The 21,397-nt window shown below is 71.9% G+C and carries 23 protein-coding genes; 9 read left to right on the top strand and 14 right to left on the bottom strand.

Annotation, left to right across the window (positions count from 1 at the left end; genetic code table 11):
* Positions 1-12 precede the first annotated feature (12 nt).
* The 3 genes from RFN52_RS05940 to fabG all read right to left on the bottom strand — a co-directional run bounded on the left by RFN52_RS05940 (position 13) and on the right by fabG (position 3,330).
* Complete coding sequence (locus tag RFN52_RS05940; RefSeq protein ID WP_184843320.1) at positions 13-1,599, bottom strand: ABC transporter substrate-binding protein; 1,587 nt, start codon at positions 1,597-1,599, stop codon at positions 13-15.
* A 198-nt stretch (positions 1,600-1,797) separates the two neighbouring features.
* Positions 1,798-2,556: an SDR family oxidoreductase gene (locus RFN52_RS05945; protein WP_184843323.1), complete on the bottom strand. Its 759-nt coding sequence runs from the start codon at positions 2,554-2,556 to the stop codon at positions 1,798-1,800.
* 12 nt (positions 2,557-2,568) lie between these two features.
* Positions 2,569-3,330 (bottom strand): 3-oxoacyl-ACP reductase FabG, encoded by a 762-nt coding sequence (gene fabG / locus RFN52_RS05950; RefSeq protein WP_184843326.1) that lies wholly within the window; start codon positions 3,328-3,330, stop codon positions 2,569-2,571.
* A gap of 230 nt (positions 3,331-3,560) precedes the next feature.
* On the opposite strand from fabG, the gene RFN52_RS05955 reads away from it, so the two are divergent.
* Complete coding sequence (locus RFN52_RS05955) at positions 3,561-4,040, top strand: excalibur calcium-binding protein (RefSeq protein ID WP_184843329.1); 480 nt, start codon at positions 3,561-3,563, stop codon at positions 4,038-4,040.
* Between the two features lie 43 nt (positions 4,041-4,083).
* Here the strand turns inward: RFN52_RS05955 and RFN52_RS05960 are convergent, their stop codons facing one another.
* Together RFN52_RS05960 and RFN52_RS05965 are read right to left on the bottom strand one after the other, a co-directional pair.
* Positions 4,084-4,497: a DUF3037 domain-containing protein gene (locus RFN52_RS05960; RefSeq protein ID WP_184843332.1), complete on the bottom strand. Its 414-nt coding sequence runs from the start codon at positions 4,495-4,497 to the stop codon at positions 4,084-4,086.
* Positions 4,494-5,249, bottom strand: coding sequence for a HipA family kinase (locus tag RFN52_RS05965; RefSeq protein ID WP_184843335.1), 756 nt, complete (start codon positions 5,247-5,249; stop codon positions 4,494-4,496). The genes RFN52_RS05960 and RFN52_RS05965 overlap by 4 nt, the downstream gene beginning before the upstream one ends.
* Before the next feature lie 197 nt (positions 5,250-5,446).
* Here RFN52_RS05965 and RFN52_RS05970 point away from each other — a divergent pair, with 197 nt between their 5' ends.
* Positions 5,447-5,935, top strand: a complete 489-nt coding sequence (locus tag RFN52_RS05970) for a Rieske (2Fe-2S) protein (protein WP_033307419.1) — start codon at positions 5,447-5,449, stop codon at positions 5,933-5,935.
* On the opposite strand, the gene RFN52_RS05975 is transcribed toward RFN52_RS05970, so the two are convergent.
* Positions 5,922-6,572: a cysteine hydrolase family protein gene (locus RFN52_RS05975; RefSeq protein ID WP_184843338.1), complete on the bottom strand. Its 651-nt coding sequence runs from the start codon at positions 6,570-6,572 to the stop codon at positions 5,922-5,924. The two genes, RFN52_RS05970 and RFN52_RS05975, sit on opposite strands and share 14 nt — an antisense overlap.
* Before the next feature lie 132 nt (positions 6,573-6,704).
* Here RFN52_RS05975 and RFN52_RS05980 point away from each other — a divergent pair, with 132 nt between their 5' ends.
* On the top strand, positions 6,705-7,175 hold the full coding sequence (locus RFN52_RS05980) for a pyridoxamine 5'-phosphate oxidase family protein (RefSeq protein ID WP_107457235.1): 471 nt from the start codon (positions 6,705-6,707) through the stop codon (positions 7,173-7,175).
* Positions 7,176-7,229: 54 nt separating this feature from the next.
* On the opposite strand, the gene RFN52_RS05985 is transcribed toward RFN52_RS05980, so the two are convergent.
* Complete coding sequence (locus RFN52_RS05985; RefSeq protein WP_184843341.1) at positions 7,230-8,132, bottom strand: LysR family transcriptional regulator; 903 nt, start codon at positions 8,130-8,132, stop codon at positions 7,230-7,232.
* A gap of 75 nt (positions 8,133-8,207) precedes the next feature.
* Here RFN52_RS05985 and RFN52_RS05990 point away from each other — a divergent pair, with 75 nt between their 5' ends.
* The gene (locus tag RFN52_RS05990) at positions 8,208-9,161 is read left to right on the top strand and encodes a DMT family transporter (RefSeq protein WP_184843344.1); all 954 of its coding nucleotides are present in this window, start codon (positions 8,208-8,210) and stop codon (positions 9,159-9,161) included.
* Between the two features lie 384 nt (positions 9,162-9,545).
* Here RFN52_RS05990 and RFN52_RS05995 read toward each other — a convergent pair whose 3' ends face one another.
* Positions 9,546-10,877, bottom strand: coding sequence for an aminotransferase class I/II-fold pyridoxal phosphate-dependent enzyme (locus RFN52_RS05995; RefSeq protein ID WP_184843346.1), 1,332 nt, complete (start codon positions 10,875-10,877; stop codon positions 9,546-9,548).
* Between the two features lie 35 nt (positions 10,878-10,912).
* Here RFN52_RS05995 and RFN52_RS06000 point away from each other — a divergent pair, with 35 nt between their 5' ends.
* Together RFN52_RS06000 and RFN52_RS06005 are read left to right on the top strand one after the other, a co-directional pair.
* Complete coding sequence (locus tag RFN52_RS06000) at positions 10,913-11,599, top strand: pyridoxamine 5'-phosphate oxidase family protein (RefSeq protein ID WP_184843349.1); 687 nt, start codon at positions 10,913-10,915, stop codon at positions 11,597-11,599.
* Positions 11,599-12,231, top strand: a complete 633-nt coding sequence (locus tag RFN52_RS06005; protein ID WP_184843352.1) for an FMN-binding negative transcriptional regulator — start codon at positions 11,599-11,601, stop codon at positions 12,229-12,231. The genes RFN52_RS06000 and RFN52_RS06005 overlap by 1 nt, the downstream gene beginning before the upstream one ends.
* Positions 12,232-12,320: 89 nt before the next feature.
* On the opposite strand, the gene RFN52_RS06010 is transcribed toward RFN52_RS06005, so the two are convergent.
* The 3 genes from RFN52_RS06010 to RFN52_RS06020 all read right to left on the bottom strand — a co-directional run bounded on the left by RFN52_RS06010 (position 12,321) and on the right by RFN52_RS06020 (position 15,305).
* The gene (locus RFN52_RS06010) at positions 12,321-13,271 is read right to left on the bottom strand and encodes a DMT family transporter (RefSeq protein WP_184843355.1); all 951 of its coding nucleotides are present in this window, start codon (positions 13,269-13,271) and stop codon (positions 12,321-12,323) included.
* Between the two features lie 226 nt (positions 13,272-13,497).
* Complete coding sequence (locus RFN52_RS06015) at positions 13,498-14,502, bottom strand: EamA family transporter (RefSeq protein WP_184853811.1); 1,005 nt, start codon at positions 14,500-14,502, stop codon at positions 13,498-13,500.
* Positions 14,503-14,720: 218 nt separating this feature from the next.
* Complete coding sequence (locus RFN52_RS06020; RefSeq protein ID WP_184843358.1) at positions 14,721-15,305, bottom strand: Clp protease N-terminal domain-containing protein; 585 nt, start codon at positions 15,303-15,305, stop codon at positions 14,721-14,723.
* 188 nt (positions 15,306-15,493) lie between these two features.
* Here RFN52_RS06020 and RFN52_RS06025 point away from each other — a divergent pair, with 188 nt between their 5' ends.
* On the top strand, positions 15,494-15,922 hold the full coding sequence (locus RFN52_RS06025) for a type II toxin-antitoxin system Rv0910 family toxin (protein WP_184843361.1): 429 nt from the start codon (positions 15,494-15,496) through the stop codon (positions 15,920-15,922).
* Positions 15,923-15,986: 64 nt separating this feature from the next.
* Here the strand turns inward: RFN52_RS06025 and RFN52_RS06030 are convergent, their stop codons facing one another.
* Positions 15,987-16,613, bottom strand: coding sequence for a PadR family transcriptional regulator (locus tag RFN52_RS06030; RefSeq protein ID WP_184843365.1), 627 nt, complete (start codon positions 16,611-16,613; stop codon positions 15,987-15,989).
* A 166-nt stretch (positions 16,614-16,779) separates the two neighbouring features.
* Here RFN52_RS06030 and RFN52_RS06035 point away from each other — a divergent pair, with 166 nt between their 5' ends.
* Entirely contained in the window at positions 16,780-17,598 is an 819-nt protein-coding gene (locus RFN52_RS06035) for a PhzF family phenazine biosynthesis protein (RefSeq protein WP_184843368.1), read from the top strand.
* A gap of 51 nt (positions 17,599-17,649) precedes the next feature.
* Here the strand turns inward: RFN52_RS06035 and RFN52_RS06040 are convergent, their stop codons facing one another.
* Together RFN52_RS06040 and RFN52_RS06045 are read right to left on the bottom strand one after the other, a co-directional pair.
* The gene (locus RFN52_RS06040; protein WP_184843371.1) at positions 17,650-18,450 is read right to left on the bottom strand and encodes a CPBP family intramembrane glutamic endopeptidase; all 801 of its coding nucleotides are present in this window, start codon (positions 18,448-18,450) and stop codon (positions 17,650-17,652) included.
* A 69-nt stretch (positions 18,451-18,519) separates the two neighbouring features.
* Positions 18,520-20,037, bottom strand: a complete 1,518-nt coding sequence (locus RFN52_RS06045) for a glutamate-cysteine ligase family protein (RefSeq protein ID WP_184843374.1) — start codon at positions 20,035-20,037, stop codon at positions 18,520-18,522.
* A 547-nt stretch (positions 20,038-20,584) separates the two neighbouring features.
* Between RFN52_RS06045 and RFN52_RS06050 the strand changes: the two genes are divergently transcribed.
* A complete protein-coding gene (locus tag RFN52_RS06050) occupies positions 20,585-21,169 on the top strand; it encodes a hypothetical protein (RefSeq protein WP_184843377.1) in 585 nt (194 codons plus the stop codon).
* Positions 21,170-21,397: the final 228 nt, after the last annotated feature.

Here is a 21,397-nt window from a genome sequence, read left to right on the forward strand (position 1 = left end):
GAAGCCGACCCGCTACCAGGCGGTCTTGCGGTGCAGCTCCCACAGCATCATGATCGTCGACGGGTCCAGGGCCCGCTCGGCGCCCGAGACGTCCCGGCTCGACGCCACGTACTGCCGCCCCTGCCACAGCGGCAGCAGTCGCGCGTCCTCCACGAGGATCTGCTGGGCCTCCTCGAACTCCTTCACCACGTTCGCGCGGTCGCTCTCCCGGCGCGACCTGGGCAGCAGATCGCCGGTGATCTCGGGCGCCGAGTAGGGCGTGCCGAGGGCGTTCTGGTCGCCGACGAACGGCGCGATGAAGTTCTCGGCGTCCGGGAAGTCGGGGAACCAGCCGCGCCCGAAGACCGGGTACTCGCCCTTCTGGTAGCCCTCGACGTAGGTCTTCCAGGGGCGGCTCTTCAGGCTGATCGAGAACAGGCCGGAGGCTTCGAGCTGGCGCTTCAGCTCCTTGAACTCGCCGGCGGTCTCGGAGCCGTAGCGGTCGCTCGTGTACCAGAAGGTGAGCGGGACGCGCTGGTTGATGCCCGCCTCGGTGAGGATCTTGCGGGCCTTTGCGACGTCCGGGTCGCCGTAGTCGTCGAAGAAGCCCGTGGTGTGGCCCGTGAGGCCCTTGGGGACCATGGAGTAGAGCGGGTCGACGGTGTCCTTGTAGACCTTGTGGGCGATCGCCGCCCGGTCGACGACCTGCGCGATGGCCTGCCGCACGGCCTTCTTGTTCGCCCAGGAGTCCTTCGGGTTGAACACCAGGTAGTTGATGTCGGTGCCCGTGCCCTCGACGAGCTGGATCTCCTCGTCCTTGGAGGACTTGCTCTGGAGGTCGACGACGTCTCCGGCGGCCAGGCCGCGGTACGTCACGTCGATCTCCTTGTCCCGCAGGGCCTTCACCATGGCACCGGAGTCCTGGAAGTAGCGGACGGTCACCGCGTCGTTCCGGCGCTCCGCGTAGCCCGTGTAGGAGTTGTTGCGGACGAGGACGGCTTCCTTGCCGTCGGCGTACGAGTCGAGGGTGTACGGCCCGGATCCGACCACGTCGCTGCCCTTGTGCAGGCTGTCCCGCGGATAGGCCTTCGGGGACACGATCGACATGGCCGGGGTGGCGAGCACGAACGGGAAGGTGGCGTCGGGCTTGTTGAGGTGGAAGATCACCTCACGGTCGTTGGGGGCCTGGACCCGCTCCAGGCTGCCCAGCAGACCGGCGGGGCCACCGTTGACGTTGATCTTGCGGATCCGGTCGAACGAGTACTTCACGGCCTGGGCGTCGAGCGCGTCGCCGTTGGAGAACTTCAGGCCCTCGCGCAGCTCGCAGCGGTAGACCTGGTTCGAGGAGTCGCTGAAGCCGCACTGCTCGGCGGCGTCCGGCTGGGGCTCGCTCGCGCCCGTCGGATAGCTCAGCAGCGTCTGGTAGATGTTGCGGAACAGCTCCCAGGAGCTGTCCCACGACGCGGCGGGGTCGAGGGTGCTGGGGGCACTGGTGGTGCCCAGAACGATCGGTCCTTCGTCCTCCGGGGTGTCTGACGACAGCACGCCGCACCCGGCGAGCAGGGACGATATGGACGCGATGGCCGCCACCTGCCACAGGCACCGGTTCCGCTTGAACACGCGCACGCTCCTCGATCTGCCATACCAAGGGTCGGCAGACCATACCGCAGTGCCGCGCCCCCTGGCCCTCCCCGGTGCATGACCTCTTGATCGATAAACCTTTGACGACGTTGTCATCGCCCTTTGCCATGTCTTTACGCAGGCACGGGCGCCGTCGGAGTCGACGGCGCCCGTTTCGGTCCGCAGGTGCGGTCCGCGTCAGCCGGTCCCGGCGTTGAGGAAGATGCCGCCGTCCACCACGAGCGTCTGGCCGGTGACCCAGTCGGACTGCTCGGAGGTGAGGAACGCGGCCGCGCCCCCGATGTCGGACGGCACGCCGAGCCGGCCCAGCGGGTAGGCCGCGGCGGCCTCCTCCTCGCGGCCCTCGTACAGGGCCTCGGCGAACTTGGTCTTCACGACGGCCGGGGCGATCGCGTTGACCCGGACCTTGGGTGCGAACTCGTGTGCGAGCTGCACGGTCAGGTTGATCATCGCGGCCTTGCTGACGCCGTACGCGCCGATGAAGGGCGAGGGCGACAGACCCGCGACGGAGGCGATGTTGACGATCGCGCCGCCGTTGTCCTTCTGCCAGGCGTGCCAGGTCCGCTGGGCGAAGCCCAGGGCCGAGACGACGTTGGTCTCGAAGACCTTGCGGGCGACGTTGAGGTCGAGGTCGGCGATCGGCCCGAACACCGGGTTCGTGCCGGCGTTGTTGACCAGGTAGTCGACGCGGCCGAAGGCCTCCAACGTGCGCTCGACGGCGACGGCCTGGTGGGCCTCGTCGTGCGCCTTGCCCGCCACGTAGACCGCGCGGTCGGCGCCGAGCTGCTCGACGGCCTCCTTGAGGGCGTCCTCGTTGCGGCCGGTGATGCACACGCGGTCACCGCGCGCGACGAGGGCCTCGGCGACGCCGTAGCCGATGCCGCGGCTGGCGCCCGTGACGAGGGCGACCTTGCCGGAGAGTTCCACGGAAGTCATGTTCTACATCCCTTAGTCGAGCGGTCCGCCGGCCACGTACAGCACCTGGCCGGAGACGAACCCGGCCGCCTCGCCCGTGAAGAAGGCGATGGCGTTGGCGATGTCCTCCGGCTCGCCGACCCGGGCCACCGGGATCTGGGTGGCGGCGGCGGCCTTGAAGTCCTCGAAGCCCATGCCGACGCGGTCGGCGGTGGCCTTGGTCATCTCGGTGGCGATGAAGCCGGGGGCGACGGAGTTGGCGGTGACGCCGAACTTGCCGAGCTCCTTGGCGAGCGTCTTGGTGAAGCCCTGCAGACCCGCCTTGGCGGCCGAGTAGTTCACCTGGCCGCGGTTGCCGAGCGCGGACGACGACGACAGGTTGACGATCCGGCCGAAGCCCGCGTCCACCATGTGCTTCTGGCAGGCCTTGGACATCAGGAAGGCGCCGCGCAGGTGCACGTTCATGACGGTGTCCCAGTCGGAGACGCTCATCTTGAACAGCAGGTTGTCGCGCAGCACGCCCGCGTTGTTGACCAGGATCGTCGGCGCGCCGAGCTCCTCGGCGATCCGGGCGACGGCCGCCTCGACCTGCGCCTCGTCCGAGACGTCACACCCGACCGCGACGGCCTTGCCGCCCGCGGCGGTGATCTTCTCGACGGTGTCCTTGCAGGCCGCCTCGTCGAGGTCGAGCACGGCGACCGCGCGGCCCTCGGCGGCCAGTCGTACGGCGGTGGCGGCACCGATGCCGCGCGCGGCACCGGTCACGACGGCAACCCGCTGCTCAGTGGTGGACATGACTGCTACTCCTCAGGTGAGCGACCGCTTAGTACCTTCAGTGGGTGTGACGCTAGAAGCCCTGGCACGCGGTGTCAACGGCCCAGGGCGGCATGTGATCCATCACCCGGGCCCACCCTGCCCGACGGCACCTTCCGGGACACCCGATCGGCCTACGGACACGCGCCGCCGCACCTCTCGGCGCCTAGCGTCGGAGCGCGAGCCACCCATGACCGGAAGGGAGGCGCTCCATGCGCCGTCGCACCGGTGCCATCGGCACGCTGTTCGCGATCGCCGCGATCGTGCCGCTGGCCGACCCCGCTCACGCCCGGCAGGACCTGGACTGCCGCGACTTCGCCTTCCAGGAGGACGCGCAGGCAGTCTTGAACGCGGATCCGAGCGATCCCAACAGGCTGGACGAGGACCAGGGCCGCGACGACGGCGTCGCGTGCGAGGCGCTGGCCCACCGCGGCATCATCGACCCCACGACGTCGCCCACCTCGGCCGGCCCCTCGGTCAGTCCGTCCGTGAGCCCGTCGGTCAGCCCGTCCGTCACTCCCTCCGCTCCCGTGACCGCCACTCCCACCGGCGGTCCGAGCCAGGGTGTGCGAGGCGGGCTCGGGGGCGCGGTGGCCTCGGGGCCGAGCCACTGGGACCTCGCCATCGGTCTGGCCTTCGCGGCGGGTGCCGCCGTCGCCGCCGGGTACGTGGTGAGGCGCCGCCGGCGCTGACGGCCGGGCGCGGCGGTCGTGGGGGACAACCGCGGGACGGCAGTCACCTCACCAGCAGGTCCAGCAACCGCCCGGTCTCCGCCTCCGGGTCCGTGGTCAGGCCGGTGTGCACCGGGCCGGGCTGGACGATCGTGGAGCGGGGGGCGACGAGCCAGCGGAAGCGGCGGCCCGGGTCGTCGGCCGCCGCTTGGCCCGCCGTCGGGCCGCCCGCGCACAGCCCCTCCACCGCCCGCAGGGCGGCACGGACCCCGGCCGCGTCGGCGCGGGGGTCGAGGGCCAGCAGCCGGGTCTCGTCGAGGTGGGTGCGCGCACCGACGTAGGACGCGGCGCGGCAGTAGACGAGGACGCCTGCGTTGATGCACTCGCCGCGTTCGACACGCGGGACGACGCGCAGCACGGCGTACTCGTAGACGTGGCGGTCCCGGGGCCCGCCCTTGATGATGTGCCGGTCGTTCACTTCAGCCCCTGGATGCGGTCGTGGATGTCGGCGGCCCGTGCCAGCAGCGGGCGCGCGTAGGCCTGCCGCAGGTCGCCCGGCGTGGCGAAGCCGGGTTCGTCCAGGAGCCAGGCGTCGGGGATCTGCGCGGTGACGTCGGCGAGGAGTTCCTCGGTGACCAGGGGCGCCAACTCGGCCGCGGCGGAGGCGACATCGGGTGAGAAGGACGCCAGCGCGTGGTCGGAGGCGTCGTACGGGCGGGCGGCGGAGGCGTCCACGCCGGGCCAGTTGTGGTGCCAGATCATCGTCGCGCCGTGATCGACGAGCCACAGCTCGCCCCGCCACCTCAGCAGGTTGGGATTGCGCCAGGACCGGTCGACGTTGTTGATCAGCGCGTCGAACCAGATGACCCGGCCTGACTCCTCGGGGCTCACCGGGAACGCGAGCGGGTCGAACCCGAGGGCGCCGGAGAGGAAGTCCATGCCGAGGTTGGTGCCGCCGCTGGACCTCAGCAGGCTCTGCACCTGCTCGTCCGGTTCGCCGAGGCCCAGCTCCGGGTCGAGCTCGACGGTGACCAGGCGCGGCATCCGCAGCCCGAGCCGGCGGGCGAGTTCGCCGCAGACGACCTCGGCGACCAGTGTCTTGCGGCCCTGTCCCGCACCGGTGAACTTCAGGACGTAGGTGCCGGAGTCGTCGGCCTCGACCAGGCCCGGCAGCGAACCGCCCTCGCGCAGGGGCGCGATGAACCGGGTCGCGATCACTTCCTTGAGCATCGCCCCAGGTTACTGACGTACGCGGCGGTCGTGGCGACGGCCTCGCGGCACCGGGCCGGAACCCGACAGCCAACCGACAGCTCCGCTTTACCCGTGTCCTTCCGCTAACGGGCCAGGATTTCGGCAGGGTCTGAACAGCCGGTCCGCAGGGGCCGTACCTCTCCGCAGATCACGAAACCCCCGGAAGGAACGTCAGCATGACCAGCGAATCAGTTCAGCCGATGTCGGGACCGAGCCGCCGCACCGTCGTGGCGGCGGTTGGCGCGGCGGGGCTCACCGTGGCGCTGACGGCGTGCGGGTCGGACGACAAGGCGTCCGACCCGTCCACCGAACAGGGCGCCGCCGGCGGCGGCGCGACGAACGAAGGGGGCGGCTCGTCGGCCGGAGCGGGAGCCGGTGGTGCGGCGCTCGCGAAGACCACCGACATCCCCGAGGGCAGCGGCAAGATCTTCAAGGACGAGAAGGTGGTGGTCTCACAGCCGGCCGCGGGCGACTACAAGGCCTTCTCGACGATCTGCACCCATCAGAACTGTCCGATGGTGGACCTCAAGGACGACGTCATCTCCTGTGCCTGCCACGGCAGTCAGTTCTCCGTCCTCGACGGCAGTGTGAAGAAGGGCCCCGCGGTCAAGCCGCTGGAGGCGAAGAAGGTGACGGTGAACGGCGACTCGATCACGCTCGCCTGATTCCGCCCGGCCGCTCCAGGCACGCCAGCACCTCGTCCGTGGTCGCGACCGTGGCGACCAACGCGAGGGTGTGGCGGATCATCGCGGGGGTGTAGTCGGAAGGCACCCCCGCGATGGCGTCCGCCGGGACGACGACGGTGTAGCCGCGGTTCACGGCGTCGAACACGGCGTTGGGCACGGCCACGTTGGCCGAGACCCCGGTGACGATCAGCGTGCGGCAGCCGAGGTTGCGCAGCAGCGGGTCGACGTCGGTGCCCTGCAGGGGTGACAGCCCGTGCAGCCGCCGTACGACGAGGTCCTCGTCGGCGACCTCGATCGGGGCCGCCACCCGCACCGCCGGGGTGCCGGCCAGCTGCTGGACGGGCAGGCGTGCGGCGGCGCGGAAGAGGCGGGCGTTGCGGCTGGCCCCCCGGCCGTCGGAGCGGCGCTCGGCGACGGCGTGCACGACCTGAACGCCCCTTTCGTGGGCGGCTGCCACCAGCCGGGCGACGTTGGCCAGGGCACCGCCGGCGCGTGCCTCCTCGGCGAGTTCGGGCAGTGCGCTGTCCGCCCCGACGACACCCTCCTGGCACTCGACGGTGAGCAGCACCGTGGTGCCCGGTTCGAGGAGTCGGCTGAGCGCTTCGTACGAGGGCACGGTTCCCCCTGTCACCGGCGGCTGGGCGGGCGAGCGTAACCACCATTGCGCACGGACGGAAGAGAACCCATCCTTTTCTGACGTGATGTCAGAGGATCTCCTCTGGCACGACGTGGGAGAAAGAGGGGGAGCATGACTGTCACACAGCAGCGCAGAGGCCGGAAGATCATGATGACGCCGGGCGAGCTGGACGACTTCCTGACCACCCAGCGCACCTGCCGGGTCGCCACGGTCTCGGCCGGCGGCGCACCGCACGTGAGCACGCTGTGGTTCGCCTGGGACGGCGCGTCGATGTGGCTGTACTCGGTCGTGCGCAGCAAGCGCTGGACCGACCTGCGGCGCGACCCGCGGGTGGCGATCGTGGTCGACACCGGCGAGGAGTACGACGAGCTGCGCGGCGCCGAGCTGTCCGGCACGGTCGAGTTCGTGGGCGAGATACCGCGGACGGGCGAGCTGCGCGCCGAACTCGACGTCCCGGAGACGCTGTTCGCGCGGAAGAACTTCGGCCTTGAGGAGATGCCGCACGACGGCCGGCACGCCTGGATCCGGCTGACGCCGGAGAAGATCGTCTCCTGGGACTTCCGCAAACTGGCCGGGCAGTAGCCGCTCCTCCCGGAACTCCGGCCGAGGCACGGGCCACGGCCGCTCCCGGGGACGTCAGCCGGCACTCTCCCCCGCCGCCCGCAGGGCCTGCACCGCCGCCCGGATCGACGGGCGGCGGTCCGCGTCCGCGCGCCAGACGACGTACACGTGCCGCCGGACCCGCTGTCTGAGCGGCACGGTCACGACCCCGGCGGGCACGGGACGGCGGCCGAGCACCGGGGCGATGCACACCCCGAGCCCTGCGGCGACCAGCGCCAGCTGGGTGTGGTTCTCGGCGGCGCGGTGGCCGACGATCGGCTCGACGCCCTTGGAGCGCAGCGTGAACATCAGCCACTCATGGCAGAACTCGCCCTCGCCCCAGGTGATCCACTCGTCGTCGGCGAACTCGGCGAGATCCACCTCTTCGCGCGCCGCGAGCCGGTGGGCCACCGGCATGGCGACCTCGGCCGGGTCGTCCAGGATCGACGCCTTGACCAGCCCGTCGGGCAGCGCCATCGGCTTGTTGTACCAGTCGAGCACCACGGCGAGGTCGAGGTCGCCGCGCACGACTCCGGCGATGCCGAGCTCCGGTTCGAGCTCGCAGGAGCGCAGCCGGAGCGCGGGGTGCTGCTCGCGCAGCTCGGCCAGCGCGCGGGGGAACAGCCCCCGCGCGGCCGTCGGGAACGCCGACAGTCTGAGCTCGCCGACGACCTGTCCGCGCTGCGCCTCCAGGTCGGACTGGGCGAGTTCGACCTGGGACAGGATGCGTGCGGCGTGCTCGGCGAGCAGCCGGCCCGCGTCGGTGAGCCGCACGCCCCGCCCGTTCTTGGCGAGGAGCTGCTGCCCGACCTCCCGTTCCAGCTTGGAGAGCTGCTGCGAGACGGCGGACGTGGTGATGTGCAGCCCCTCAGCCGCGCCGCTGACCGAGCCGTGCCGGGCGAGGGCATCGAGGGTGCGCAGGCGCTCCAGATTCAACATGTAAGCAATGCTACGCAGTACCGAGTGCGAAATCTCGATTGTGCTACGAGGTTCCGGTGTCACATCGTGGCTGGCATGAGCACCGTCACCACACCGCCCGGCCGGCTCGCCGACGCCCCGCCCGCACCGGCCCGCCGCCGCCTCGACTGGCGCCTCCGGTTCGCCGCCCTGTCCCTGATCTGGGGCTTCAGCTTCCTCCTCATCAAGGTGGGCACCGGGGCGTACGCGCCGTTCCAGGTGACGCTCGGCCGGCTGCTGTTCGGCACGGCGGTGCTGGCCGCGGCGATGGCGGTGCGCCGAGAGCGGCTGCCGCGCGGGATCCGGGTCTGGGGGCATCTGGCGGTCGCCGCGTTCCTGCTCAACGCCCTGCCGTTCTCGCTGTTCGCCTACGCCGAGCTGACCATCCCGTCCACGCTGGCGGGCATCTGCAACGCGACCTCACCGCTGTGGGGCATGGCGCTGTCGCTGATCGCCCTGTCGGAGGACCGCCCGACCCGGGTGCGGGTCGCCGGGCTCGGCCTCGGCTTCCTCGGGGTGCTCACGGTGCTGGGTGCCTGGCAGGGCTTCCACGGCCTGGACGCCACCGGGACGGCACTGGCGCTGCTCGGCTCCCTCAGCTACCCGATCGGCTGGATCTACGTCCGCCGCACCCTGGCCGGGACCGGCGACTCCCACCTGTCGATGACCGGAGCCCAGCTGCTGCTCGCGACGGTCCAGCTGGCGGTGGTCACCCCGCTGTTCACGACCCTGCCGACCCGCGTGTCCGTCGGACCGCTGCTGGCGATCGCCGCCCTGGGCGCACTGGGCACGGGTCTGGCGGTGCTCCTCCAGTACGGCCTGGTCGCCGAAGTCGGCCCGACGACCGCCCAGATGGTCACGTACTTCATCCCGGTCATCGCCACGGCCGCGGGCGTGGCTCTCCTCGGCGAGGCGCTCACGTGGTCGACCCCGGTCGGGGCGGTGATCGTACTGACGGGAGCGGCACTCACCCAGATCCGCCCGAAGCCCCGCCGGACATCCCGGCGGTAACTCCGCAGGGCCTGACGACTTGGCCGCTGCCTCGGTTTCAGCTCAGCAGGGCCCGGAGGCGCGGCGGCCTCCCGGCCGTCACCGGGGGGAGCGGGCCAGGAGCCTGAGCCGCGTCTCAGCCGCCGCCCCTTGCGGGCATGGAAGCCCCGGCCGGAGCCTCCGTACTCCAGCTCCTCGGAGGCCAGAAGCCCTCAGCTGCGGTTCAGCCCTCACTGCACCAGGACCGACGACCCGGCCGGGGTCCGGGTCGTTGCCTCCGCGGAAGCCAGATGCCACGGCCGTAGCTGCGCGCCGCCCCGAGGCCGGAAGGCGTACCCCCGTCGTAGCCCCGCGCAGAAACCCACGGCCCAGCCCTTCCGCAGATCTGATCAGTCGTAGGTCCGATCAGTCGTAGCTCCGCGCCGGAGCGGGACCGACCGCCGAGGTGATCGCGTCGGCCAGCGCCTCGATCTCGCTCCCGGCGAGCGTCGAGACGGTGACCCGGATGCCGGGCGGCGCGGCCAGCCGGAAGCGGGCTCCGGGGGCCACGGCCCAGCCGGCGTGCAGCAGCCGGGCGACGGCGCCGGTCTCGTCCGGCACGGGCACCCACACGTTCATACCGCTGCGCCCGTGCGCCGCGACACCGCGCCGTTCGAGCGCGCCGATCAGCGCGTCCCGCCGCCTCCCGTACGACGCCGCCACCTCTGCCGTGTCCACCGCACCGTCGCCCCACAGCCGTACCAGGGCCCGCTGCATCAGCCGGCTGACCCAGCCCGGTCCGAGCCGGTGCCGTCCGCGGACCCGGTCCACGGTGAGGGCGTCCCCCGTGAGCAGGGCGAGCCGCAGATCGGGACCGTAGGCCTTGGCCGCCGAGCGGACGAAAGCCCAGTGCCGGGTGACTCCGGCCAGCGGGTGCAGGGGCACGTCGACGATGCCGTGCCCGTGGTCGTCCTCGATCAGCAGGACCTCGGGGTGCTCCCGGAGCACGGCTCGCAGGGCCCGCGCGCGCGGCGCGCTCACCGCAGCGCCGGTCGGGTTCTGCGCCCGGTCCGTCACGATCAGGGCGCGCGCCCCGGCCTCCAGCGCCCGGCGCACGTCCTCCGCACGGGGGCCCTCGTCGTCGACGCCCACCGGAACGGTCCGCAGGCCGAGCGCCGGCACGAGATCGAGGGTGCGGCCCCAGCCGGGGTCCTCCACGGCGACGGTGTCGCCGGGCTTGAGGTGGGCCGCGAGCACCCGCTCGACGCCGTCCAGCGCCCCGGAGACCACGGCGACCGGCCCCTCCGGCACCCCGTCGGCGTCGAAGCCGGCCCGCGCGATCCGGGCCAGCTCCGGTTCCACGGCGGTGTCCCCGTAGAGCACGGGCGCCCGGTCGCCTTCGGCGGCGGCCGCCGCGAACACGCCCGCGAGCGGCGGCAGCAGCGCCGGGTCCGGATTGCCCTGTGCGACGTCCCGCACGCCCTCGGGGACGTCCACCCTGAAGTGCTCCCGCCCGGTCGTCGCCGGTGCGGGCCGCACCCGGCTGCCCCGCCGGCCCGCGGTCTCGATGACCCCGCGCTCGCGCAGGGTCCGGTACGCGGCCGCGACCGTGTTGGGATTCACCCCCAGCCGTTCCGCCAACTCCCGCATCGGAGGCAGCAGTTGCCCCGGCCGAAGCCCGCCGGCCCCCACCGCCCGCTCGATGCTCGCGGAAATGTCCGCTGCGCGACGCCCACTGATCGGATACTCTCCTAGCACAAAGCCAAGTATGCACTAGTGCAATGGAGAGCGCCATGCAGGGGACCGCGCAGACGCCGTCGCAGCCCGACACCGGCTACACCCCGACCGACCGCACCGTCCCCACCCGCTCCCCGGACCGGGCCTCGTACGACAAGGACTTGGTGCACTCGATACTCGACGAGGCCTACGTATGCCATCTCGGTTTCGTCCGCGACGGCGCGCCGGTCGTGCTGCCCACGCTGTTCGCCCGGGTCGGCGAGCGGCTGTACGTGCACGGTTCCACGGGCTCGCGTCCGCTGCGGGCGGCCGGTCAGGCCGACCCGGGCCTTGAGGTCTGTCTGACGGTCACGCACGTCGACGGTCTGGTTCTGGCCCGCTCGGCCTTCCACCACTCGATCAACTACCGCTCCGTCGTGGTGCACGGCGTCGCCCACGACGTGACGGACCCCGACGAGAAGCGGCAGGCCTTGGACGCGCTGGTCGACCACGTCGTGCCCGGCCGCTCAGCCGACTCGCGCCCCGCCGACAAGAAGGAACTCGCCGCGACCGCCGTGATCCTCCTGGACCTGGACGAGGTCTCCGCGAAGCTGCGCACCGGTGGCGTGAACGACGAACCGGAGGACCTCGCCCTCCCGCACTGGGCCGGCGTCGTCCCGGTGCGGCGCACCTACGGCACCCCGGTCTCCGACCCCGGCCTGGCGCCCGGCACCGAACTGCCCGGCTACCTCGGGGCCCTGTGATGCTGATCCACCCCTGGGACGCGCCCCGCGACGACGCCGAGTGGCAGCAGTGGCTGGCCGGTCACGACTTCGGCCAGCTCGCCGTCAACGGCCTGCCCGGCGAACCGCCCCACGTCCAGCCCCTGCACTTCGCCTACGACGCCGGGGGCCGCGAGATCGTCACCCATCTCGCCCGTCCGAACCCGCTCTGGCCCGCGCTGGAGGCCTGCCCGGACGTCCTGCTGAGCGTGGTCGACGACTACGTGTTCGTACCCGGCCCCTGGCAGGCTGCCCCCGACGTCCCGCCCGAGCACGGCACCCCGACGAGTTTCTACACGGCCGTACAGCTCCGCTGCCGCGCACATGTCGTGGACGACCCGGCGGAGAAGGCCGCGCTGCTCAACCGCCAGGTCGACCACTTCCAGCCGCGGGGCGGCTCCGCACGGGCGGCGGCGGGCGAGGCCCCGTACGGCAGGATGCTGGCCGGCATTCGCGGCCTGCGCCTCGAAGTGACGGACGTACGGGCGAAGTTCAAGTACGCGAACCACAGGCCTGCCGAAGTCCGGGACCGGATCGCCGCGGGCCTCGCGGCCCGCGGCGGCCCGGGTGATACGAGGGCTCGCGACCACCTCCTGCGCAGACAGCAGGCCTAGGCCGCCGCCCCGCCTCGAACGGCCGTCCTCGCCCACATGGCCGGTCTCGCCTCACACGGCCGGTCACCGCGTCACGCGGCCTCACCGCGTCACACGGCCGTCACCGGCTCCTCGCGCATCCGGGCGCCTCGCGCCTCCCCCACCGCGAGGCCCGCCACCGAGCCCAGCATCAGCAGGGTCCCGGCCAGCGTCGCCGCCGTGAGGTGCTCGCCGAGCAGGACGACGGCGAGCACCGCCGCGCTCACCGGTTCGAGCAGCATGATCACCGAGACGGTGGCGGACCGCACGACGGCCGCGCCCGCGAAGTAGAGGCCGTAGGCGAGCGCGGTGGGGACGGCGGCGACGTAGACCAGCAGGAGCAGGAGGCGGCCGGGCTCCTCGGTGTGCGGCAGCAGTCCCTCCGCCAGGGCGAACGGCAGCAGGCACAGGCTCGTGACGGCGAAGGCCCCCGTGGTCGTCCGCGCGGCGTCGGTCCCGCCGTCACGGCCCCACCGGCGGGTGAGCAGGGTCATCGCGCTGTACCCGGCCGCGGACAGCAGCGCGAGCAGCACCCCCACGGTGCGTACGGTCGTGCCCTCTCCCCCGAGGACGAGCACCGCGAGCCCGGCGAGGGCGCCCGTGACGGCGACGGCTCCGCCCCGGCCCAGCCGCTCGGCCAGGGTCAGCCGGGCGCCGAGCGCGATGAGGACGGGCCCCGCCCCCAGGGTGACGACGGTGGCCACGGCGAGGCCGGTGGCCGAGACGGCCGCGAAGTACGCGGTCTGGAAGACGGCGAGCCCGAGCCCGGTGACCCCGGCCCGCAGCGCCCGGCGGCCGAGCGGTTCACGCACGGGAGTTCCGCCGCGGGGCCGCAGCAGGCGGACGGCGAGCAGCAGCACGAGACCGGCGGCGCAGCGCCAGAACGAAAGGGCGACGGGCCCCAGGTCACTGGTCCGGTAGACCAGGGAGGCGGCCGCGCCGGCGGTGCCCCAGGCGACACCGGCGACGATCAGATAGAGGAGGCCTCGCCCGACGGGCAGGCCGAAGGCAGTGTTCGACACGCGTTCTCTCCGCAGACGCGCACGGCACGCCGCACGCGACAAGCGGCGGCAGGTGCGCGGAAGTTCGGGAAGAACCCCGGATCGGTCGGGATCAGGGGTCCACGGACTTCGTCTGCGGGCAGCACCGTTCTACGCGGCGGCGAATCGCCGGGCGCGGTGTCCGGAGGGCCCGCCTCAGGCGGCCGGAGGCGGAAGAACGAGTGCGTTCGAAGGCATGATCGACACCCTATGCGCTGGTTCCGCGCCGGGACAATTCCCTTTCCGGGCCGCCGCTCGCCACCGGCTGCGCGGAACCCTTCGAGGGCGTCGAGGACTGCGCGATGAACGCGCCCGCGAGCACGATCGCCCCACCGACGATCTGCGGTGCCGAGAGGTGCTCACCGAGCAGGACCCAGGCCAGGACGGTGGCGATGACCGCTTCGAGGCAGGCCACGACGCCCGCGACCTGCGGGGAGAGCCGGCGCACGGAGACCACACCGGTGACGTAGGCGACGACGGTGGCGACGAGGACGATCCACGCCAGCAGGACGACGGCGGCGACGGGCCTGCCGTCCATGCTCGCGGTGCCCTGGAGCACCGACCAGTCCATGGTCCAGGGCCGGGCGACGACGGTCAGCACGGCCGCGCCGACGAGCAGCCCGTAGGCGATGACGCCCAGCGGGTCGGGCGCCTCCTCCCCGGCATCGCTGCCCTGGTCGGACAGGACGAAGTAGCCGACCTGGCAGCAGGCCGCGCCGAGCGCGAGGAGCAGCCCCAGAGCGTCGAAGCCGAGGCCCGACCACACCTCGACGACACAGGCGAGTCCGCCGACCGCGAGCACGACGCCGACGGCCGCGGCACGCGTCACGGGCCGTTTCTGCACGAACCGCACCCAGCCGAGCACGAGCGCGGGTGCCAGGTACTCGATGAGCAGTGCCACCCCGACGGGGATGCGGGAGAGCGCCGCGAAGTAGCAGGCCTGGACTCCGGCGACGGCGAGCAGTCCGAACCCGGCGAGCAGCCCGGGTCGCCGCCGCAGCAGCGCGCGATGGCGCACGGCGAGCGGCAGCATGACCAGGGCAGCCCCGGCCACGCGCAGCCACACCACGTGCAGCGGGTCCAGGCCCGCCTCGATCAGCGGCTTGGCCGCGACACCGGATCCGCCGAAGGCCACCGCTGACAGGAGCGCGAGGCCGAGCCCCACACCCCTGCCGGGTCCGCTCACGCTGCTGTCAGAGGTACGCACCGGCACATGATGGCAGGCCATGACAGGAGCGTCATCCCCTGTGGCACCTGTCTCACTGCCTGGATGCGGCGGACGACCCCTCGGGGCTGCCCATCAGAGGGGCCGCCCCTCATGCAGAGGGGGGCTACCGCTCAGAGGGCGGCTGCGACTCATGAGAGGGCTGCTGCGGCTCAGGGGATGACTGCCCCTCAGAGGATGGCTGCCGGCTCACAGAGCGGCTGCGCTCACAGCGCGGCCTCGCCGCACTCCCCCGTGAGGCCGTACCGGTCGTCGAGCCGGGCGAACACCTCGCGCGGGTCGATGCCGGCCCGTTCGAGCACCTCGACCGCGCGGGCCTGCGGGTCGGCGACGATCGCCGCGAGCAGATCGGTGCCACGGGCCGGTCCGCCGCGCCCGGCGGCGCGTTCGCGGGCGTACTCCATGCACCCGGCGGCGAGCGGGGAGTAGCCCGCCGTCTCCGTCACCACGGGGACGGCGCCGGAGTCCTCGACGCCGCTCTGCCAGCGCAGGCCGTAGCCGATGCTGCGCTGGACGAGGTAGCCGAGCAGCCGCGCGATCTGCGGCCCCTCGCCGAAGACGGAGCGCGCCTCGGGGTCGGACTCCAGCAGCGAGTGGAGCAGATGGGCGGTGTCGATCTGCCGGTCCCCGTCCCGGACGGCCCGGCGCCGGGCGCCGCCGACCACCGAAGCCAGCTCGTCACTGAGCCTGGCATCGTTGTCCACGCGCTGAATGCCGTGCTCATGGGCCGACTGCCGGGAGATGAGGGGTTGCACATCCTCTACCCCATCAGCCCCGCGGCCCCGGGTCATCCCCGGCGGGAAGCATCTTGGCGTCCCACGGGAAGTGGACCTCAGCGAGCGGAATCTCCTCCTTACGGAGGAGATCAGGCGGATTCAGGTGGAGGCCCGCGCAGGGCTGACAGTTCGTCAGTATTGAACATTGCGCCCGCCGCGGCTACGTTCCGCGACACCCAGCCCCGACACGAAGAGGTGGTCGCATGGCCGAAGTCAGCGCGGAGGCACGCATCGGGGCACCGGCCGAGAAGGTGTGGTCCAGGCTCACGGACTGGTCCGCGTGGGGCGAGTGGAACGCCACCCACACGAGCTTCCCTGCGGGCGGCCCGGAGCCCCTGGAGGTGGGTGCGACGTTCCAGGAGAACATGCGGCTCATGAACTTCCCGGCCGAGGTGGCATGGACCGTCGAGGCGCTGGAACCGGCACGTGTGCTCGCGATCCGCGGCAAGGGCCCGATGGCCGTGACCGTGGCGACGCGCTACACCCTCACGCCCGAGGGCGACGCCACGAGGGTCCGCATCGACGGCGAGTTCACGGGCGCGACGGTGTCCCTGATGGCGGGCAAGCTGAAGGACTCGGCCACGGCGGCCCTGCACGAGTCGCTGCGCAAGCTGGACGGCCTGGTGACCTGACCCCGGCTCCGGCACACGGAAGCGCCCCCGGAGCGGACCGGGGGCGCTTGTCCCGCGACGGGGTTCAGTCCTCGTCGGCGAGGATGAGATACAGCTTCTTGCGGGCTTCGTTGATGACGCCCAGCGCCTTCTCCCGCTGCTCCTTGCTGCCCGTCTTCCAGACCTGACCGAAGGCCTCCATCAGACCGAAGCCGGCCTGACGGATCTCACCCAGAGCCTCCCAGTCGACCCCCCGTGAGGCCTCCTCCCAGGGCGCCTCGGGCCCCTCCTCGGCGGCCGCGCGGCCCGCCTCGGTGAGCGAGAACAGCTTCTTGCCGCCCTCGGACGCGCTGGCGATCAGCCCCTCGTCCTCCAGCAGCTGAAGGGTCGGGTACACCGAGCCGGGGCTGGGCTTCCACGCCCCGCCGCTGCGCTCGGCGATCTCCTGGATCATCTCGTAGCCGTGCATCGGCCGGTCCTTCAGCAGGGCCAGGATCGAGGCGCGCACGTCACCGCGCCGCGCCCTTCCCCTCGGCCCCCCGCGCCCTCGCCCGCCCCAGGGGCCGGGACCGAAGCCCGGCCCACCGGGCCCGCCCCAGCCGGGACCACCCGGCCCGAACGGACCGAAGGCCGCACGCAGCCCTTCGAAGCCGCCCCGGCCGTGATGCGGGCCGCCGTGTCCATGTCCACGCTCGAATCCATGGGTACGCATCGCAACCACTCTCCATTCCATCGTTGATCTGTCGCGATGTCTCAACGATATATCGGTAATGCTCGGTTCGACAAGGCTCCTCACCGCCCGGCCGACCGGCAGAACCGGTCCAGTGCTCGCGTATTGGCCTTGGCCTCCGGGTTCGTGGGAGCCCTAGCGTCCGGGCATGCGGATACGAATCGTCGACGCCTTCACCGATCGCCCCTTCTCCGGCAACCCGGCCGGGGTCCTGCTCCTGACCGGCGCGCACGCCTTCCCGGACGACACCTGGCTGCAGGACGTCGCCCTGGAGGTCAACCACGCCGAGACGGCCTTCGCCCACCCGCTCCCCGAGGGTGCCGGGGCCGACTGGGCCCTGCGCTGGTTCACGCCTGCCACCGAGGTCGCCATGTGCGGCCACGCGACCCTCGCCACCGCCCACGTGCTGCACACGACCGGCGCCCACGACGGCCCGGTACGCTTCGCCACCCGCAGTGGCGTCCTCGTCGCCACGCCCGCCGGGGACGGCTCCGTGACACTGGACTTCCCGACGGCCCCGCTCACCCCCGTCGACCCGCCCGGCGGCCTGGCCGAGGCGCTCGGCACCGACCCGCTCACGGTCCTCGACACCGGCCCGAACGTGGGCGACCTGCTCGTAGAGGTCGCCGACGAGAAGACGGTGCACGGCCTCACCCCCGACCTGAAGGCCCTCGCCGCCCACTCCGAGCGCGGCGTCATCGCCACCGCCCGCGCCGAGGACCCCGCCCGTGGCTACGACTTCGTCTCGCGCTGCTTCTTCCCGAACGTCGGCATCGACGAGGACCCGGTGACCGGCAGCGCCCACACCGCGCTCGCCCCGTTCTGGTCCGAACGCCTGGGCCGCGCCGACCTCACCGGGCTCCAGGCCTCACCCCGCTCCGGGCGCGTCCGAACGGAGCTGCGCGGCGACCGCACCCTGCTGACCGGCAGGGCGGTCACCGTCATCGAGGGCGATCTGCTGGCCTGAGAAGCGGAAAGGGGGCGCACGACACCGTCGTACGCCCCCTCTCGCAGCGCGTCACGCCGTGGGCAGCCAGCCCACCTTGCCCGCCAGCAGCGCGTACCCGACGAACGCCCCGATGTCGAGCAGCGAGTGGGCCACCACGAGCGGGCCGACGCGCCCCCAGCGCCGGTAGAGGTAGACGAAGACGACGCCCATGACCATGTTCCCGATGAAGCCGCCGATGCCCTGGTAGAGGTGGTACGAGCCGCGCAGCACGGCACTGCCGGCCAGCGCGGCCGTCGGGCTCCAGCCCAGCCGGTCGAGGCGCCTCAGCAGGTAGCCGACGACGATCACCTCCTCCAGCACCGCGTTCTGGATCGCCGCGAGGATCAGCACGGGGTACTTCCACCACACCGCCGGCAGCGCCTCGGGCACCACGGTGAGGTTGAAGCCGAGCCCGCGGGCCGCGAGGTAGAAGGCGATGCCGGTGCTGCCGATGACCGCCGCGATCGCCGCCCCGCGACCGAGGTCGAACCACGGCCGGGTGCGGTCGAAGCCGATCGTGCGCAGGCTCGCGCCCTCGCGCAGCAGGAAGTGCGCGACGAGCGCGACGGGGACGAGCGCCGTGGTGATGCCGAAGAGCTGCCAGGCGAGGTCGAGCCAGGGCCGGCCGGGCGCGGCCGAGGCGTTCATCGTGGCCGCCTGGTCCTTGAGGCCGCCCGGCTTGGTGACCGACCCGATGAAGCTGATCAGCGCGGACACTCCGCTCGCGCCCAGCGACAGCGCGAGGACCAGCAGCGTCTCGTTGCGGAGCATCCGCCGTGAGAGCCCCTGCTGGGGAATGGAACCGCCCACCGGGCTCGCCTCCGCCTGCACACCTGCCTCCACTTCACCGACGTGTCGGATCAGTATGGCGGCAGCGTGACGTCACCCCGACGGCGGCGGTCAGTCCGGCGACACCGGCTCCGGCGGTCCCACCGGCCAGGTGTGGACCGGGTCGCCCTTGTGCATCAGCTCGCGGTACCGCCGGGTCGTGGCGGCCAGCGCGTCGTCCCGGGAGAGGCCCGCGTCCAGTGCCTTGTGGAACGTGGCGGCCTGCCAGCTCGCCCCGTTCACCCTGCGCCGGCACCGCTCCTCGATGACGCCCAGGTACAGATCACGGTCGGCCGGCTCGACTCCCCAGGCGTCCAGTCCGGCCTCGGCGAGCGGCAGCAGTTCGTCGCGGATCAGGCTCACGGCGTCGACCTGGGTGGTGCCGCTGTAACGGCCGCGCCGGGGCCAGGTGAAGCGGGCGTCGATACCGTCCTTGCACGCGGCGTCGAAGTTGGCGGCGGCCGCCTCGAACGGCAGCCTCGTCCAGACCGGCCGGGACTCCTCGGCGAGGGCCCGGACGACCCCGTAGAAGAAGGCCGCGTTGGCGATGACGTCGATGACCGTGGGCCCGGCCGGCAGCACGCGGTTCTCCACCCGCAGGTGCGGGACACCGTCGGCGATGCCGTACACGGGGCGGTTCCAGCGGTAGATCGTGCCGTTGTGCAGGACGAGTTCGGCGAGCGACGGTGTGCCGCCCTGGTCGAGCACCTTCAGCGGGTCCTCGTCGTCGCAGATCGGCAGCAGGGCCGGGTAGTAGCGCAGGTTCTCCTCGAAGAGGTCGTACGCCGAGGTGACCCAGCGCTCCCCGAACCAGGTGCGCGGCCGGACGCCCTGGGCCTGGAGCTCGGGCGGGCGGGTGTCGGTGGACTGCTGGAACAGCGGGGGCCGCGACTCGCGCCACAGCTCCCGGCCGAAGAGGAAGGGCGAGTTGGCGCCGACGGCGATCTGCGCGGCGGCGACCGCCTGGGCCGCGTTCCACACGTCGGAGAAGCGGGCCGGGGTCACCTGGAGGTGCAGCTGCACGGAGGTACAGGCGGCCTCCGGCGCGATGGACTTCGAGGTGCAGCTCAGGTGCTCCACGCCGTCGATGTCGAGGGTGAACTCCTCGCCGCGGGCGGCCACGATCTGGTCGTTGAGGAGGGTGTACCGGTCGACGTCGGAGAGGTTCGACGACACCAGGTCGTCACGGTCGAGAGTCGGCAGAATACCGATCATCACAATACCGGCGTCGACCTCGCCGGCTTTCCGGTCGGCATATGCCAGTGACGTACGGAGTTCCTCCGCGAGGCGGTCGAATACCCGGCCCCCCAGACGGTGTGGGGGAATGTTGACTTCCAGATTGAACATGGCGAGTTCTGTTTGGAAATCACGGCTCGCGATGCGTTCGAGGACTTGCCCGTTCAACATTTTCGGCATGCCGTCGGCGCCCGCGAGATTCAGCTCGATCTCCAGCCCCATGAGGTTCCTGGGACGATCGAACCGCTTCTCCGCCAGGAGTCGCTCCAAGCCCGTCAGGCACTGACGCAGCTTGTCGCGGTAGCGCTGGCGATCGGACAGGTCGAACCGGCCTGCCGCGACCTTCTCCCCCATCGAAGCGTCCTTCCTCGGTGTTGCGGGCCAGGATCCAGGGCCGCCGGGGTCCCGGTCAGGTGGAGGATGCCCAGCGAAAGCGATCGATAACGTCCCGGGCGGACCTGTCGGCCGCTACGCTGGTCACGAGTGACCGGTGGCACATTCACTCGGCATGACGCACAGGACAGGTTTCGGGGCCCAGGAACTCGTGAAAAACGCCGACGAGAATGGGCCGACCGGTTCGCGGGCATTCGCCGAGGTCACCGCAGTGCACCCCCACCTGAAATCAGGATGATTCTCGCGTATCGCCGACCGAATGTACCCTTGTTCTACTCACCGGAAACGGCTAGACGAAACACAGTCTGAACCCGTGTCGTATAAACTCCGCGAACAAGGCAGAAGGTTGGCGCCCACGGTCGATGGGGCCTGCCGTCGAGGCGACGCGGACCCCACCCCCCTCTCGTTCTCATGACCCCGGCCCCTGCCTCTCTGACCCTCGTGAGCTGACAGCGCCGTCCGCCCCCGCCCTCGCGCCACCGTGCCTTTGAATGAGAGGCGACCCACCATGCCGCTGCATGTCCCCCCGGCTCCCGCGCCCGCACTCCGTTCCGTCCTCACCGCCCTCTCCTCTCCCACAGCGGTCCGCGAAGCCCGAACTCCTTCCCTGCTCGGCACCCAGGGACCCGCCACACCCGAGCTCCCCCTGCCCGTGCACGTCCTCGACCATGTGACGGCCGAGGGCGTGTCCGCGACCCGGCTGGCCGGGTGGCGCTTCCTGATCCGCTGCGGCGATCGCGCCGTGGCCGCGGCGGAGACCGTGCTGACTCCCGACGGCTGGACCTTCTCCCACTTCTTCGAGGGCCCGTACATCACCTCCACCGAGCGCGCCCTGCGCCAGGCGGAGACGATGCCGCAGCCGTACCAGCCCCGCCTGCTGTCGGTGCCCGGCCTGTACATGCTGACGCTCTGGCTGCACGAGGACTGCACCGCGGACGGTGCCGCCGGCCACCCCGCCGCCACCGACCTGCTCGTCCCGCTGGCGCCCGCGCCTCCCGGCATCGCGGCCCATCGCCCGCACCGCGTCGCCGAGCTCCTCCCGGTGCTGACCCACCGGGTCACTCCCACCAGATTGCTCGGCTCACCTGCCTGAAGCGCCGCGCAGTCCCCTCTCTCGCACCCCGTCGCCGATTTCCGGCGGCGGGGTCGTTCGTTGCCCAGCCCGCCGCCATTCCTCCGCCCGCCGCCAGTCACCCGCCCGGCGGCTCGCTTTCCCACCCGGCCGCTCGTTTTCCCACTCGCACGACTGCTCTTTCGCTCGCACGGCTGCTCTTTCGCTCGCACGATCGCTTCCTCGCTCACACGATCGCTCGTACGAGCA

The organism is Streptomyces collinus, assembly GCF_031348265.1.
Lineage (GTDB): Bacteria > Actinomycetota > Actinomycetes > Streptomycetales > Streptomycetaceae > Streptomyces > Streptomyces collinus.